Source organism: Bacillus cereus group sp. N24 (assembly GCF_016483345.1).
GTDB lineage: Bacteria > Bacillota > Bacilli > Bacillales > Bacillaceae_G > Bacillus_A > Bacillus_A toyonensis.
In genome coordinates this window covers 114,732-131,104 of record NZ_JAEHCA010000017.1, presented here as the reverse complement: position 1 = coordinate 131,104, position 16,373 = coordinate 114,732, and the positions used below count along the sequence as shown (strand labels likewise).

Sequence of the window (16,373 nt, the reverse complement as noted above, 5' to 3'; positions counted from 1 at the left end):
ATCCCGGTACAATACCGGGATCATACCCTAGAGGCTGCCTAATGAAACGACCTGTCTAACTTTCGGGGGTCACTTCATCTCAAGGAATCGACTTTTTTATTTATTCTTAATGAACTAACGCATGCGTTAGTTCATTAAGAAAGATGTTTGAAAAAATAGCCTGTATATATTTGAACGATGAATAACTTACCTATTTCCTTTTGTTTACACCGAATACAAAACAATCAGACAAACAAAACATATTATTTATCTGTTTGTTTTTGCTTCTTTTTCAAATACTCCGCACGCAATTTTTCAAGTTGCTGCTTTTTATCAAATTTGGCAGGCGTCTGTTTTTCATGAAACTTTGCCACAGCTACCTGACTTTTGTAATCCAATTGATATTTGCCCACTTTGTTCACCTACTTTTCTTGTCTTTACAGAGAATCTATTCAACAAATATAATATACCTTATTTTACTGAAGCAAATCTTATTACTTTAGTAGTTTTTCTACTTACATCTATCTTAATCCAAATATCCCTTTATCTAACTAACCTGCCCCGTTAGTCTAAGTAGGAAACTTCACAATCTCAATAGAGTAAAACCTATCGGTACATAATCCAATCACCTTTCAATTAGACCTCATAATGTCTCATAAGACTTGTATCAAAATACTTATCGTTGTAAATGCGTATTTTCTTGACTCTACCCCAATTATAATAAAACAACTTTATTGTTTTTTAAAGAATTTTATTGTAAATGAAACTACTTTATTATCTCTGTACAAAAATTTAATCATTGGGGGTTTTGTTCATTCCCACTCATTATTAGCCTTCACCAATCGGGCGTTTACGGGCAGCCCGCCTCCCACAAATAGTGGGATAAAAGCACATCACTTATTTACAAATAATGGTTTTATCGATATATTAAGAAATAAAAGGGGGTAAAAATAATGGATACTTGTTCTGATATTTTAATCGTTATCGATTTACAAAATGGGGTATGTTATAGCGGAGAGCATTTATTTGATTTACAAAACTTGCTTACAAAAGTAAATAAAAGAATTTCTTCATACAGAAAATCAAATAAACCAATCATTTTTGTTCAACATTGTGATGATGATTTAGTACCCGAAAAAGAACTTTGGGCTATTCATACTGATCTAGATGTTCAAGACCAAGATTTCTTTGTGAGAAAAACACATGCAAATTCATTTTATAAAACAAACTTAAAAGAAATTTTAGATCAATTATCTGTACATCGTATTGAATTTTGTGGCGCCCAAACAGAGTACTGTATGGATGCTACGATTAAATTTGCTCACGGACTAGGGTACGAAAACTTTATGGCACCTAAAATAACTTCTACATTAAACAATCCATTTATGTCCGCAAAAGAGACAATTGACTTTTATGAGAATATATGGAATCACAGATTTTTAAAGTTGCTAAAAGATGAGCTCTAGCATAAATGACGAATGACTTGATCATTCTAAGATTGATCAGCTACACTCAAGTGTCTCATTATCCTCATAAAAAAGCTGATTACATCGGGCTTCTTTTAACCTGTTTTATATTCTATATATAGCATTATAATTCCTTTGTCATATTATTTTAAAAATTTTGTATATTCATTTGAAAGAATAAGAAAATCATGATAAAATTGTGTTACAAATATATCTATATCTTTCAATTTTTAAAATGCATCAAAATTTTCGCCCAAAAGCGTCATTTTACAAAACTGTGCTAATTTATCCATTTTATTTACATCAGGGTCTCTTTTCTTACAATTTCTTTACTTTAGGAAATTTTTTCTGCAACAACTGTTTTCTTTTCTTTAATTTTTTGGTATGTATAGTATGGTATAACAGCTCACACGGAGGTGGAAAAGAACATGTTAGAAACCTTTCAAAAAGAAATAGAACTTTATGAAAGCAATGCAGAATTATTGAAAGTACTTGCTCACCCAGTTCGTTTATGTATCGTAAAAGGATTAATCGAGCGTGGTCCAAGCAACGTTTCTACAATGTACACTGGCTTAAACATGCCACAGTCTACAATTTCACAGCATTTAGCAAAATTAAAAAGTGCTAAAATCGTTTCTAGTGAAAGAAAAGGATTAGAAATTTACTACAAAGTAGAAAACGAAACAATTATTCAACTCGTTCGCGTATTATTAGGTTAGGGACTAATAAACAGAGAAAAAGAACGTATTCTATATTTTTCATCTCATATCTTTAATATAAATATATATCATGAGAGGAAATATATAATACTACATACGTCGTATTAAAAAACAAGACACAGAAATATGCTGTGTCTTGTTTTTTATATTGTTAAATACCGATTCAGATGTAAATTCTGTATGTCTTTCGTATGTATAACAACATCAAAGGCATTCCCTAATCCTCCGTTCAAAATCATAGAACGAATTGCTCGATTTTGTTTTTGAGTTTCAGAAAAAGGATTCGTATCTTGATGACTCGTAAGCTGTTCTAATATTCCTGCAGCTAACAAAAACTCAGATTGCTTCTTATGCCATACTGCACTCATTCCCTGAAGGTTAAAAATCTCCTTTAACTCATCCCAATGAATATGAGTAGTAAGATCCATTTCCCCTGGATACGCTAAAGGATTACGTATTAACTTATGCTTATAATACCCACGTAAACTTCCTTCCCGATGCGCAGGGTACGTCCATTCTGCTTTTGTGTATCCATAGTCAACTGTAATACATATACCTTTTTGAAACCATTTTGCAATTCCTTTTATATAATCTTCCATCGCAATTGGCACCTCAAAACGCTGCCCTTCTGCAATATGAATGTTATATTTCAGTAAGTAGCGACCGATTCTTTTATCTAACGGTCTACATACTTCAGCAAGGTTCCCTTCCTCTGTATACGTAATACGTACTTCATACAACATTCCATTTCTCTTCTCAATTACTTCAACAGGAAATGCATCAAATAACTCATTCGAAAAAAGAATTCCTTCGAATGACTCTCCCATTTTACTATAAGATGTATAATACGATATATTAGAAAATGAGCACAGATTCTCTTGTTGTAATTTTCTATGAAAAGGGCTCACTTCAATCATTGAATAGTTTAAATCAATAAAGGTTTCCGGAGATAATTGCTTCCATTCTTGTAAAACATCATAGGCAAACTTTCCTGTTCCCCCGCCAATCTCACAAATATTTGGAGCGACTTCATCATTCTCAACAAGACGAATAAAAAACTTAGCAAATGTTTTTGCAAAAGCAGAGGATACATTGCTACTTGTAAAAAAATCGCCTTGTCTTCCAATCTTTTCACGGTCCTTCATATAATAGCCATGCCCTTCTGCATACAATACGAGGTTCATATACGTACTATATGAAATCGAATAATCTTTCTCTTTCCCCATCCATTCTCTTAAAATGAGCTCCATCCCCATAATGACTCCTTATTGTAAAAATGGATTATTTTCTTTTTCAAAACCGATGCTTGTTTCTGGACCATGTCCACATAGCACCGCTGTTTCATCTGGCAATACGAATAATTTCTCTTCAATACTTCCAATTAATTCAGCAAAACTTCCACCAGGTAAATCAGTTCTTCCAATACTCATTTGGAATAATACATCTCCTGAGAACACTGCATTCGCCTCTTTACTATAATAAGAAATACTTCCTGGAGAGTGTCCTGGCGTCTCAAAAATTTCAAAATTAAATGAACCGACTGTTAATGTACCTTCTGCATCAATAATATGATCCGCTGGCTTAGCTGTAATACTACGGTTCATCATAAAAATTTGAGAGCCATTTACAGTTCCATCTCCTAACCAATCTGCTTCTTCTTTATGTACGTATACAGGAATATGGAAAGCGTCTCTTACCGCATCAACAGCACCAATATGATCAAAGTGGGCATGCGTTAATAAAACCGCCAGTGGTTTTAATTGTTCTTCTTGTAAATATGTAACGAGCTTCTCTCCTTCATGACCAGGATCAAAGATAATACACTCATTTTGATCATTCGTTAAAATATAAGCATTTGTTTGTAATGGTCCTAACGGCATTTGTGTCCATTTCATATGAAAATCTCCTCCAGTTATTAAACTTACTTTTAATGATACAACATTTCTTTCTCTTAGGAAAAGAAAGGATGCTATCTCGACAATCATTTTTAAAACATGTACAATATAAAAGAGTAAATATTCTAAAAACTCACATTTAAGAATAGGTAGACAGAGGAGGATATTGTATGGGCCTTGTTATTATTTTTACGCTTGTCACTCTGTTAGCTGTTTTTGCTACGCTTAGAACACTTCGCGAAAAGAACTTTTTCGCAGGCGGCTTTGCAATTGCGACTGTACTCGTTTTCGGATGGTTTACGATCATGACTGTTCTATATAACGGGTATCCACCAGCAGCTTAATTCACTTACATGTTATTCTTCATCAAGATTATGCACAAAAAGAGGAAGGGTTTCCCCCTTCCTCTTTTCACATTTCACAACTTATATCATCTTCGCTTCGTATTTGTGCTTTTTTACAAGCCAAGCTCCTCCAATAACACCTGCATCATTACCAAGTGTTGCAATGGCTAACTTCGTACTCTTTACAGCACGTGAGAAAGCATATTGCTCGAAATAACTTTGAATTGGTTCTAATAGTGCATCTCCAGCTTTAGAAACGCCTCCACCAATAACAATTTTCTCTGGGTTCAACGTACTAGAAAGATTCGCTACAGCTAATCCTAAATAAGAAGCTACTTTTTCTACTACTTCATTTGCTAGTTCATCACCTTGTCCGTGCGCTTCAAAAACATCTTTTGATGTAATACGTCCTTCTTCTGCTAACATAGAACGTAACATGCTTTCTTTATCAGTCTCTTGTATTTTCTGCATAGCAACACGCACAATACCCGTTGCAGAAGCTACTGTTTCTAAACAACCAGATTTTCCGCAATTACATGGGAAAGCATTTTCTGTAACGACTGTAATATGTCCAATCTCACCAGCAGCACCACTTACACCGTGTACAATCTCACCATTGGCGATTACACCACCACCGACACCAGTGCCAAGCGTCATACAAATTAAATCTTTTGCTCCTTCGCCAGCACCTTTCCACATTTCGCCAAGCGCTGCTAAGTTTGCATCGTTATCAATGACAACAGGTAACCCTGTTTCTACTTCTAGTAAATCTTTTAATGGATAGTTTTTCCACCCTAAATTAACCGCTTCATAAATCATTCCAGATGCCACATGCACAGGACCAGGAGCTCCCATACCAATACCAATTAACTTGCTTTTTAATTCGCCTAACTCTTCTAATTTTTTATCAATTGCCTTCGCTACGTCAAGTGTAATATGTTTTCCTTGCTCATTTGTATTCGTAGGGATTTCCCACTTATGTAAAATTTCACCGTATACATTAATAAATGCTAATTTAATCGTTGTACCACCAAGGTCAACACCAACTAACCATTTCTCTTCCATGTTGCTTACCTACCTTTATCTAATTCTTATTTAGCTCTTTTTGAATTTCTTGCTTCAATAAAAATAAAGCTGTTTGATAGTCTTGTGGATCGATTAGCTGTGACTGATTTAATTCACGTAGCTCATCTTGCATTAATTGCAAATCTGCAATTCGATCACCCGTATAAATAATCGTACCAAATTTCTTTAGCAATTGCTGAATATCATAAATAGATACCATTTCATCACCCTCTATGCTCACTTACTATAAAAAATTATAATAAGAAAACGTTCACATATTTTATTATAATCAAGAAGAAAAAGTCTCGTCAATTTTTATTTGTCTATACAAGCCCATTTATAACCATTGTTCCTTTTTCTGTAATAATTTTTTCTACATTTTTATCAAATGGTTCCACTGGAATTTGTTTTACCATTTGAAAATCATAAGCTAATGATAGCGTTTTCCCTTTATAATGCACGAGATAACGATCATAATAGCCCCCGCCGTATCCAATCCGTTCTCCTCGCTCTGTATAAGCTACACCTGGTACGATTTGAAGGTTAATTTCATCCGCATTCACTTCTTCAGTAAGCGATGGAATCGGTTCACGCAAATGCATATACACTGTTTCTAATTGATCAAAATTACTAATTTGCCGGAAGGACATTGTTCTTGTTCCTTTATTACACTTCGGAACTACAACTTTCTTTCCTTCTTCCCAAGCTTTTTCGATAATAGGATATGTATTCACTTCATTTTCCATTGAAAGAGTGATTCCAATTGTTTCAGCTTCAACCCACTCTTTTTGCGCATACAACGAAACTGCGATTTGCTCTGATAAAGTTGCATACTGTTCTTCCGATAAAGAATTCATGTGTTCTATTATTTGTTTACGTAAACGTATTTTCTCTTCTTTCACACATCTTCCCCCCTACAGTGACACTTTACTCTATGATGATAGTGTATCACTTTTAATATAGGAATCGAATAAAAAAAGAAACAGTAGGAAAATATTCCTACTGCTTACTTTGTTTCACGGTGTAACGTAGACTTCTTGTCACGCTTGCAATACTTTTTAAGCTCGATACGCTCAGCGTTGTTACGTTTATTTTTCTTTGAGATATAGTTACGATCTCCGCATTCTGTACATGCTAGAGTAATATTCACACGCATTCTTATTTCCCTCCAGTACTAATAACTTAAATCAGACTATACCATAATACCACTTTTAAAATAAAAATTCTACACCTTTTGATATTGTCTAATTTTTTCTATAAGATTTTTCATGTTTTCCCTTGCTATCACTGGATTTCTAGCATGTGAATACACCAAAAATTTTGGTTGTTTTGTATCAGAAACGATATAAGACCACTCTTTTTCGGTATACTTGAACTGCACTCCTTCAAATATACCTTCTTCCTTTCTTTCCATATCGGCCAATAATTTCCTCATCACTTTCCCTTTTTCGTTCCATGAACACACAACTTCATCATAAAGTAAATAAAGCGGCGGTGATTGCTCTACTATGCTAAGAAACGCCTTTTCTTGCAGTGCTATTAACTCGAATAACTTTCCAATTCGATATAAAATATCTCGTTTCCACTTTACTTGAAACGCCTTTTTTTCATCATGTATATAAAATAGAAGGTAACATTCTCCTAATTTCAAAGACATTGGGTAAATATTCCCTTTTGATTCCAGTAATAAGTCAGGAAGATCTATTTCTTCAAAATCTGTACCTTGGTAAATATTACTATGATTATCATATAACTCGAAATAATTTCCTTGCTCAGAAAACATAAGCGCCATATTCGCTTTACTTGATTTCATCAAAGCTTTCACATGATCTTTTTGTTCGCCCGCATAAATCCATGTAACTGTGCACCCAAGCCTTTGAAGAAAGAGCATAAGTAAATGTTGTAACATATCATTTCTCTTATTAATAAGAAGATGAAACTTTTGTTTTTGTATTTGTTCAATATCAATGCATTCTAATACAGCTTCTATATAGTCATTTAAAGAAACGTGGACTGGCGTATTTTGTCCCATTTCTTTCTCACATACGTAATAAAACGACTCGGACATATATACTTGTTCTATTGCTTTTTGCTGCTTATACGTTAACAGCATCCCATCCTTACCATACAGCTTTATAACAACTTCTTTTTCATTTTCCACTTGAACGAAAACCCCACCTGCACATTGCAAATTATGAATGCTATACTGAAAAAGTGACTCGTTCATCTCTTTACATTCCATCGTATGAATCCCGATACCATGAATAGCATGTAAAAATAAATTTTTATAAGAAGTTGTTTCTATATGTTCTTGACTCCCAATTAGTATGCTTTCCCCTTTTCCGAAAAGAGATCCATACGCCATCGCCACTTTTACAATAAATTGCGGAGTAATCTCAACATTCCCTCTCCCTACAATACGGCTTTTTTGTAACCAGCCAGCGCTTTTTTCACTTTCTTGAACACCAGCCGATCCTACTATCGAATGACTATCAATGGCCTTATAAGGCCATAATTTTCCTTTTTGCTTAATGACCGTACTCTTCCCTATATGACAATGATCCGCTACAATACTTTTTTGAAACAACGTAACGTCATCTTCAACCATTGTATGCTCTCCTATTGTCGTTTCTAATAGCTCACAATACTCCCCAATGTGAGCATTTGCAAAAACAATACTTTTTTGAAGATGAGAGTAACTTGAAACAATACTATTTTTCCCGATAATAGAGTACGGTTCAATTACAGCCCCCGCACCAATCTTTGCTCCTTCTCCAATAAAAGATGGGCCATGAATTTTCGTCCCTTTTCCAATCGTCACACCTTCTCCCATCCATACCATCGGTAACACTTCCGTATAAGGAATAGGTACTTGCAATTTTTTCGTTAACAAATCAAATTGTGCTTGTCGATATTGATCAAATGTACCAATATCTAACCAATAACCTTCTGACAAATATGCAAATAACGCGTTCTTATTTGCTAATAATGGAAACACATCTTGACTGAAATCAAAAAACTCTCGGGGTGGTATGTAAGAAAAGATTTCTGGCTCCATAATATAAATCCCTGTATTCACAATATTGGAGATTACCTCATTCCAGCTCGGTTTTTCTATATATCGTGTAACCTCTTGTTCTTTGTTCATTACAACCAAACCGAATGAGAGTGGGTTTTCTACTTCCTTTACAAACATAGTTACCATTCTTTTCTTTTGTTCATGAAACGCAATTCCTTCTGATAATCGAAAATCAGTTAATGCATCTCCACTTATAACAACAAATGTTTCATCTAAAAAGTTTTCCGCTTGTTTAATACTTCCTGCCGTTCCAAGTGGAGGGGAGTCTTCAAAATAGTACAAGTTAACTCCCCATTTACTACCATCGCCAAAATATTGCTTAATGGCCGCACTCATATATTGAACTGTAATTGCAATTTCACGAATACCATGCTGACGTAACAATTCAATATTGTATTCCAAAACTGGTTTTTCTAATAATGGCAACATCGGCTTTGGAGTATTACATGTTAATGGTCTAAGGCGTCTTCCTTTTCCTCCAGCTAAAATAACCCCCTTCATATACTTCAGCCTCCACTTATATAATGTTCAATAAATCCATACACCATATGTATATTCTCTATCCCACATGAACTAGCAATATAAGCTTGATTGTTTCAACAAATCAATGTGCTATGGAAAATCTCTGCTTATAATCTTCTTCCATATAAAATGAAACTTTAATAAGAAGGGCTATTTTTATCACCCTCAAACAACAAAGAAAGCGCTTACTATTAACTTAGTAAAAAAGCACTGAATAAAAACCAATAATACTAATTTTCCCATTATATTATGATACATCTTATCATCATAAACTAAAGGAAACAACGAGCTTTTTTTGTCATGTTTTGACTAAAAAAAGCAGGTGATTTCTCATCACCTACTTTCCTTCCTATTCATTCAATAAATAATGCTTTCCTTTTACTAAATAAAATACATTCTCAGCAATATTTGTAACATGATCTGCTACACGCTCAATATATCTTGCAACAAAGGATAATTGTGTAATTTGTGTAATAGCCTCTGGTTGTTCAGGGATCGAGGATATAAATTCACGAATTGCCTTCCCATATATTTCATCAACTGAATCATCCATCTCAGCAATTTGTTTAGCAAAAGTTAAATTTTCTTGTTCGTATGCTTCCAATGCTAAATTTAGCATCTTATGAGCAATCGCAAACATTTCATCAAGATTTTGCAAACTAACTGTTACTTCTTTTTCCCCAAGACGAATTGTGGATTTCGCAATATTAACAGCATGGTCTGCAATACGCTCTAAATCTGTCGCTGTTTTAATTGAAATAAAAATTCTTCTTAGATCACTTGCTACAGGCTGTTGCTTCGTAATAAGCATAAGAGCAAGATCGTTTATTTCCTCTTCTAAATTATCCATGCGGTAATCACCATCAATGACCTCTAACGCTTTCTCTACATCTCTTGTATGCAGACCTTCCATAGCAATTAATAAAGCTTCCTTTGCTAATTCACCAAGCTCAATTACCTTTTGCTGTAACGTTTTTAAATCACACTGAAACTGTTCTCTTACCATCGTTTCTTCCCCCTCAATATTATGTGCCATTTTATATAAATCTCCTATCTAACCTCTTATACTTGCCATAAGCAGTAAGATAGGAAAAGTTTTAATTCTCTATTAAAATGAGGTAAAAATAAGAAATGCCCTCTGTTAAGAGGGCATTTTCTCTTAGCCTTGCTAGCGATATCAACCGAATCGTCCTGTGATATAGTCTTCTGTACGCTTATCTGAAGGGGTTGTGAATAATTTATTTGTATCTGTATACTCCACAACTTCCCCACTTAAGAAGAAAGCTGTTTTATCTGAAATACGCGCTGCTTGTTGCATGTTATGCGTTACAATTACAATACTAAAGTCTTTCTTTAACTCTTGAATTAATTCTTCTACTTTTAACGTCGAAATTGGATCTAACGCCGATGTTGGTTCATCCATTAAAATAACGTCTGGTTCAATCGCTAAGCAACGTGCAATACATAAGCGTTGTTGCTGTCCACCAGATAAACCGTATGCGTTATCATGCAAACGATCTTTTAATTCATCCCAAATTGCTGCCCCGCGTAAACTTTTTTCAACAATTTCGTCCAACGTTTTTTTATCACGAACACCGTGGATTTTCGGTCCATATGCTACATTTTCATAAATAGATTTTGGAAATGGATTTGGCTTTTGGAACACCATTCCTACATGTGTGCGTAATTCTTCAACCGGATACGATTTATCAAATATATTACGTTCTCTATATTCAATCACGCCTGTAGTTCGAACGATCGGTACTAACTCTACCATACGATTTAATGTTTTTAAGTACGTTGATTTACCGCAACCACTTGGTCCAATAATTGCTGTAACTTCATTCTCATGAATACTTAAGTTAATATCCTTTAAAGCATGGTCTTCTCCATACCATAAATTTAGGTTTTTCGTATCAAATACTACTTTTTTTGGAGCAGTCTCGATTTTCTCTTCGTTTTTCACCTGTACATTTACTACTGTTGCTACCATTTGAATTCCCCTTTCATCCACTTCCAACTTATTTTCGATTTCGTAACCATAAGACAAATATATTGATAAAGAGTAACAGACCTAGCAAAACAATCATCCCAGCTGCTGCTACATACTGAAATTCTTCTTGTGGTCTACTCATCCAATTAAAAATTTGAATTGGTAAAACTGTAAATCTATCAAACATACTAAATGGAACATAATTTGCAAACGCTAATGCTCCAATTACTAACAACGGTGCCGCTTCTCCAATTGCTCTTGATACCGCTAACGTACAACCCGTTATAATTCCTGGGAAAGCTACCGGCAATACAATTTGATACATCGTTTGCCACTTCGTAGCACCTAATCCGTAAGAAGCCTCTAATAATGAACTTGGTACAGATCGTATCGCTTCTTGACTAGCTACAACAACTGTCGGTAAGACGAGCAAACTCATCGTAAGCGCCGCTGCAACAATACTCTCACCTAAATGAAGAGCATATACAAAAATAGTTAAGCCGAGTAATCCAAATACAACGGAAGGTACTCCTGCTAACGTTTGATTATTAATTTCTATTATCTTTTTAAATATAGATTCCTTCGCATATTGCTCTAAATAAAGTGCAGTCCCGACTCCAAATATAAAAGAGACCGGTATAACAATACTCATAAATAATATTGTCCCTGACAAAGCTGCAGCGATCCCGGCTTCTTTCGGATTACGTGAAGCGAAGTTTGTAAAGAAATCTATTGAAAGATAGCTTAACCCTTTTTCAAAAATTTGAAAAAGCAAAATAAGCAAAATTACTATTGAAAACAAAATTGCTATATAAAATAAAAATTTGTAAATTCGATCTTTAAAAAAACGTGATGCCATATTTTCTTGTATTTTTTTATGATTCAACATTCGCATATTATGTCACCCTCCTAAAACGGCGCACAATATACTGCGAAATGATGTTCATTATAAAAGTAAACAAGAATAACGTTGCGCCTACGGCATACATACTGTAATAAGCAATCGTTCCATGCGGAGCATCGCCTAAACTCACTTGCACAATATAGGCTGTTAACGTTTGAATAGAGTGCGTCGGATCCAGCGATACATTCGGTGTGGATCCCGCTGCAATTACAACTATCATTGTTTCACCGATTGCCCTAGAAGCCGCTAATATAATCGCTGCCATAATTCCTGTAAAAGCTGCGGGAAACACTACTTGTTTTACCATCTCAAACCGAGTCGCACCGAGCGCTAACGAGGCTTCTTTCGTTCCTTTCGCCACAGCTCTCATCGAGTCTTCAGATAAAGATGCAACTGTAGGTATCATCATAAATCCAATCACGATCCCTGGACTAATTGCATTAAAAAACTGTAAATCCGGTATCATTCGTTGTAAAAGTGGCGTGACAACTGTTAATGCAAAAAAACCATATACAATTGTCGGGATACCTGCTAATAGTTCTAACATCGGCTTTAATATTTTTCGCGCACCGTTTGAAGCGTATTCGCTCAAAAATACAGCACACGCTAAACCGATAGGAATTGCTACAAACATGGCGATTGCTGTTACAAGGACTGTTCCACATATAAGTGGTAATATACCGAATTTAGGATCTTCAAAAAACGGTAACCATTCTTTCTCCGTCAAAAAGGAGTATAATGATATTTTTTGAAAAAACATCATTGTTTCATTTGCCAACGTACAAATAATTCCAATTGTCGTCACAATAGACACACTAGCAATTATTTTTAATAATAATGGAACTATTTGATTGATTCGCTGCGTTTTTTTTCTTTGTTTTGTATTTCTTTCAATCAAATGTTGTACAGAAAATGTAATTTGACTTTTGTCATTATGAGCCAAAGATGAAAACCCCTTTCCACCCTGACATTACCTTTTGATTTCTGTTAACATTCGCAGCTGTTCATTATATTTTTCTTTTCGTAATTTTACATATCCAACCTCTTCAGCGAGGTTACCAACATGTTTGATCATAAACTCAACATAATTTGCTACATTTATTTTTTGTCGGATAGATGCATCATTCACATAAGTAAATAACGATCTAGATAACGGCTTATAATCACCTGATTGAATAGTCTCTTTCGTCGGAAATACACCGTTCACTTTTATTGCTTTCACCCTATCGCGATTGGCCATATAATAAGCATATCCTACAAAAGCAATGGCATTTTTATCATGCATTACTCCTTGCATAATAACTTGATCATCTTCAGACAAAGAGACTTTTTTTACAATGCGACGATTTTGTAAGATGACATTTTGAAAATAATCATAAGTACCAGAGTCTACACCTGGTGCATAAAACTTCACTTGTGCACGTGGCCATGTTGAATGAACTTGCGACCATCGCTTCTCTCTTCCATCTTCACTCCATAAGAGACGTAACTCGTCTACTGTCATATTGTCTACCCAAGTATTGTGACGATTTACAACAATCGTAAGACCATCATAAGCAACCTCAAAGGGTGTAAACTGAATGGAGTTATTCTTCATTTCATTTTCTTCCACTTGTTTCATTACTCTCGAAGCATTATTTATATCCACTTCTCCTTTACTGAAACGATTAAATCCTCCTCCAGTTCCAGAAACACTAATAGAAATTTTCACGTTTGGATGCTCCTTTGTATATTCCTCCGCTACTGCTTCTATAATAGGAAAAACCGTTGAGGATCCATCAACTCTCACTTCTCCCATTTCGTTCACAGCAAATGCAGTAGACATGCCAAAACAAAGGAACCATGTCGATAATATAAAAACTTTAATCGATGCACTCATCCATTTCACGTGTTCTTCCTCCTAGAAGTAACCGGAAATAACAGGATTACAGATATAAGAATACTGCTAAACTATTAATTCGGTTTTAATTGTTTGTAAAAGTTTTGTAAAGTTCCACAGGAATCAACATAAGATAAAACTTTAATCAGTAGCCGCTATTCATTTCCACTGATAATTAATTAGTCCATAAAACAGTTATCCCCCTATACACAATATAAAATTATCATTTGTGAGACCGCGTGCTTTTTCCAATATTTTATACTTGTCCACATTTATTACACGATATGCATAAACCATAAAAAAAAGCACACTATCTTTTCAGATAGTGTGCTTTTTTTACAACTTTTTTATTCCTCATCTTGATCTTCTTTTTCATTTTTATTATCTTTTGCATCTTTTGGAGCTTCACCATTTATTTCTTGGTTTTTCAAGTCATAGTAAGCATCCATAATTTCACGACTAATATATCCATTAATACCAGTCTTATCATCATGTACCCACGGAACAACAACAGAGAATGCCACTTCTGGATCTTCAAGTGGCGCATAACCTACTAATGTTAAGTTATAAGTCTCCACACGCTGACCATCTGCTTTTTTACCAATCGCTTTATCCCCACCATACACAGTTTGCGCTGTACCAGTTTTCCCTGCAGCTTTATATTTTGCACCAGTAAAGTATTTTGTAGCTGTACCGCCTGAATCGTTAAATACTTGTCTAAATCCTTCTTGAACACGTTTAATTTGTGATTCAGGCATATCAATACGATTTAGCACTTTCGGCTCCATCGAGTGAATAACTTTTCCAACTTCATCTGGTTTCGCTTCCGGTTGACGAATTTCTTTAACAACTTGCGGTTGCATACGATATCCACCATTGGCAATTGTCGAAATATATTGCGCTAATTGAAGTGGTGTATACGTATCATACTGTCCAATTGATAAATCTAATAAGAAACCTGGGATATTGTCTGTAGTACCTCTTTGTCCAGCAGATTCATTCGGTAAATCAATGCCTGTTTTTACACCAAGTCCAAACTGACCATAATAGTATCGCATCGTATCATATGCTTTTTGCGGTATATTTAACGTACCACCTCTAACATATGGAGCATTAGCGATATTCATCGCTGTTTTAAACATATATACGTTAGAAGACATTTTTAATGCTGTTAAATCATTAATATATCCCATCGTCTTCCAAGAAGATTTGCTCTTCGTCCCTTTTAATACGATTGGTTCATCCAGTTGAACTGAACCCGGTTGAATTGCACCTGTTTGATATCCTGTAAGTACTGTCGCACCTTTTACAGTCGATCCCATCGGATAAGAACTTGTCATCGTTCCTAATGCGAAATCTTGTACTTTCGTTTCGCCATTTTCATCCACTAATTGTTTCCCAGCCATAGATAACACTTCACCATTTTTCGGATTCATCATTACAACAAATGCTCGATCTAAAAGAGGTTCTGACCCTTTAAATTTCGTTAAATTTTTGGTAATAATATCTTCCACACGCTTTTGTAATTCCATATCAATTGTTAAGTTCAGATTATTACCACTTTGTCCTTGTGATACATTAATTGTTTCCAAAATATTACCGTTTTTATCTGTAATATTTTTCACTTCTGCTTTCGTACCGTGCAGGCTATCTTCATATTGCTGTTCAAGATAACTTTTCCCTACTCGGTCATTTCGATTATAATCACGAACAAGATAGTAATCTAGTCTTTCTCTTGGTAAACCTTCATCCGCCGTCGACACCCCACCAAGAACACTTCGGAATAAATCATCATACGTATATTTTCGATCCCAATCAACATTCGTATCTACACCTGGTAATGTTGCTAGGCTCTCACTAATAATCGCATATTCTCTTTCTGTAGCATCTTTTTTAATAACTTGAGGTGTCATTGCATATCCGCCGTCCATCTTACTTTTAATCGCTAGTATTTCTAAATCTTTTGCGGATAATTGATTAATCTCTTCTTCTGTTACACGACTTCGTTGACGCTCGTCTAATTCTTTATCGTCAATTTTGTTATCTTTCAATTCTTGACGATCTTTACTCGTAATTTTTGTTTTCGCTTCCTCTTTATGCATCGCAATCCAATAATCTTTTTTATCTCGATCTGTTAATTTATCTGTCGGTACTTCAATCAACTCTGATAATTTTTTCGCTGTTTCTAAGCGATCTTCTGCAGTTGATCCTTTCATTTTTGTAAATGTAATAGTACGAACAGCTGTATTATCTACTACAGGTCGCCCATAGCGGTCAAAGATTTTCCCGCGCGGTACAGGATTACTTATCGTTGAATTCTCTTTCTTCTCTACTTCATTCTTATATTCCTCACCACGAACAATTTGTACATATCCGAGCCTTACAATAACCGCGGAGAACATTAAAAATACGCAAAAAAACAGCACGTTTAATCGAAAAGGAACGTGAGTTTTTTTCTTTTGTTGTTTCTGCTTCTTGCTCATACAAACCCCCTCTACCAACAGCTATGTAATGTGAAAGGGACACCT

The 16,373-nt window shown here is 35.0% G+C and carries 17 protein-coding genes; 3 read left to right on the top strand and 14 right to left on the bottom strand.

The window, feature by feature from the left end; genetic code table 11:
- Positions 1-242: 242 nt before the first annotated feature.
- The gene (locus JDS95_RS21870; protein ID WP_000521653.1) at positions 243-392 is read right to left on the bottom strand and encodes a hypothetical protein; all 150 of its coding nucleotides are present in this window, start codon (positions 390-392) and stop codon (positions 243-245) included.
- 540 nt (positions 393-932) lie between these two features.
- On the opposite strand from JDS95_RS21870, the gene JDS95_RS21865 reads away from it, so the two are divergent.
- Both JDS95_RS21865 and JDS95_RS21860 read left to right on the top strand, forming a co-directional pair.
- Positions 933-1,445, top strand: a complete 513-nt coding sequence (locus JDS95_RS21865) for a cysteine hydrolase family protein (RefSeq protein ID WP_000379181.1) — start codon at positions 933-935, stop codon at positions 1,443-1,445.
- A gap of 428 nt (positions 1,446-1,873) precedes the next feature.
- Positions 1,874-2,164 (top strand): ArsR/SmtB family transcription factor, encoded by a 291-nt coding sequence (locus JDS95_RS21860; RefSeq protein WP_000894375.1) that lies wholly within the window; start codon positions 1,874-1,876, stop codon positions 2,162-2,164.
- Positions 2,165-2,307: 143 nt separating this feature from the next.
- Here JDS95_RS21860 and JDS95_RS21855 read toward each other — a convergent pair whose 3' ends face one another.
- Both JDS95_RS21855 and JDS95_RS21850 read right to left on the bottom strand, forming a co-directional pair.
- Positions 2,308-3,420, bottom strand: a complete 1,113-nt coding sequence (locus JDS95_RS21855) for a class I SAM-dependent methyltransferase (protein ID WP_000525126.1) — start codon at positions 3,418-3,420, stop codon at positions 2,308-2,310.
- Positions 3,421-3,429: 9 nt separating this feature from the next.
- Positions 3,430-4,059 carry an MBL fold metallo-hydrolase gene (locus JDS95_RS21850; protein WP_000872319.1) on the bottom strand — a complete coding sequence of 210 codons (630 nt, stop codon included), beginning with the start codon at positions 4,057-4,059 and terminating at the stop codon, positions 3,430-3,432.
- Positions 4,060-4,229: 170 nt separating this feature from the next.
- Between JDS95_RS21850 and JDS95_RS21845 the strand changes: the two genes are divergently transcribed.
- The gene (locus JDS95_RS21845) at positions 4,230-4,403 is read left to right on the top strand and encodes a DUF2759 domain-containing protein (protein WP_000524850.1); all 174 of its coding nucleotides are present in this window, start codon (positions 4,230-4,232) and stop codon (positions 4,401-4,403) included.
- Positions 4,404-4,484: 81 nt separating this feature from the next.
- Here the strand turns inward: JDS95_RS21845 and glcK are convergent, their stop codons facing one another.
- The 11 genes from glcK to JDS95_RS21790 form a co-directional block, all read right to left on the bottom strand.
- Positions 4,485-5,468, bottom strand: coding sequence for a glucokinase (gene glcK / locus JDS95_RS21840; protein WP_000391710.1), 984 nt, complete (start codon positions 5,466-5,468; stop codon positions 4,485-4,487).
- A gap of 19 nt (positions 5,469-5,487) precedes the next feature.
- Entirely contained in the window at positions 5,488-5,688 is a 201-nt protein-coding gene (locus tag JDS95_RS21835) for a YqgQ family protein (RefSeq protein WP_000253699.1), read from the bottom strand.
- 103 nt (positions 5,689-5,791) lie between these two features.
- Positions 5,792-6,370: a 5-formyltetrahydrofolate cyclo-ligase gene (locus JDS95_RS21830; RefSeq protein WP_000656840.1), complete on the bottom strand. Its 579-nt coding sequence runs from the start codon at positions 6,368-6,370 to the stop codon at positions 5,792-5,794.
- Between the two features lie 104 nt (positions 6,371-6,474).
- Positions 6,475-6,624, bottom strand: a complete 150-nt coding sequence (rpmG, locus tag JDS95_RS21825) for a 50S ribosomal protein L33 (protein WP_001265616.1) — start codon at positions 6,622-6,624, stop codon at positions 6,475-6,477.
- 69 nt (positions 6,625-6,693) lie between these two features.
- Entirely contained in the window at positions 6,694-9,048 is a 2,355-nt protein-coding gene (locus JDS95_RS21820) for a sugar phosphate nucleotidyltransferase (RefSeq protein WP_000679286.1), read from the bottom strand.
- A 370-nt stretch (positions 9,049-9,418) separates the two neighbouring features.
- Positions 9,419-10,075, bottom strand: coding sequence for a phosphate signaling complex protein PhoU (gene phoU, locus JDS95_RS21815; protein WP_033657342.1), 657 nt, complete (start codon positions 10,073-10,075; stop codon positions 9,419-9,421).
- Positions 10,076-10,246: 171 nt separating this feature from the next.
- Positions 10,247-11,062 (bottom strand): phosphate ABC transporter ATP-binding protein, encoded by an 816-nt coding sequence (pstB, locus tag JDS95_RS21810; protein ID WP_000226684.1) that lies wholly within the window; start codon positions 11,060-11,062, stop codon positions 10,247-10,249.
- 28 nt (positions 11,063-11,090) lie between these two features.
- A complete protein-coding gene (pstA, locus tag JDS95_RS21805; protein ID WP_001242536.1) occupies positions 11,091-11,957 on the bottom strand; it encodes a phosphate ABC transporter permease PstA in 867 nt (288 codons plus the stop codon).
- A 1-nt stretch (position 11,958) separates the two neighbouring features.
- Positions 11,959-12,909: a phosphate ABC transporter permease subunit PstC gene (gene pstC / locus JDS95_RS21800; RefSeq protein WP_085450595.1), complete on the bottom strand. Its 951-nt coding sequence runs from the start codon at positions 12,907-12,909 to the stop codon at positions 11,959-11,961.
- Positions 12,910-12,936: 27 nt separating this feature from the next.
- A complete protein-coding gene (locus JDS95_RS21795) occupies positions 12,937-13,854 on the bottom strand; it encodes a PstS family phosphate ABC transporter substrate-binding protein (RefSeq protein WP_085450594.1) in 918 nt (305 codons plus the stop codon).
- A gap of 338 nt (positions 13,855-14,192) precedes the next feature.
- Complete coding sequence (locus JDS95_RS21790) at positions 14,193-16,328, bottom strand: peptidoglycan D,D-transpeptidase FtsI family protein (protein WP_000039003.1); 2,136 nt, start codon at positions 16,326-16,328, stop codon at positions 14,193-14,195.
- Positions 16,329-16,373 lie beyond the last annotated feature (45 nt).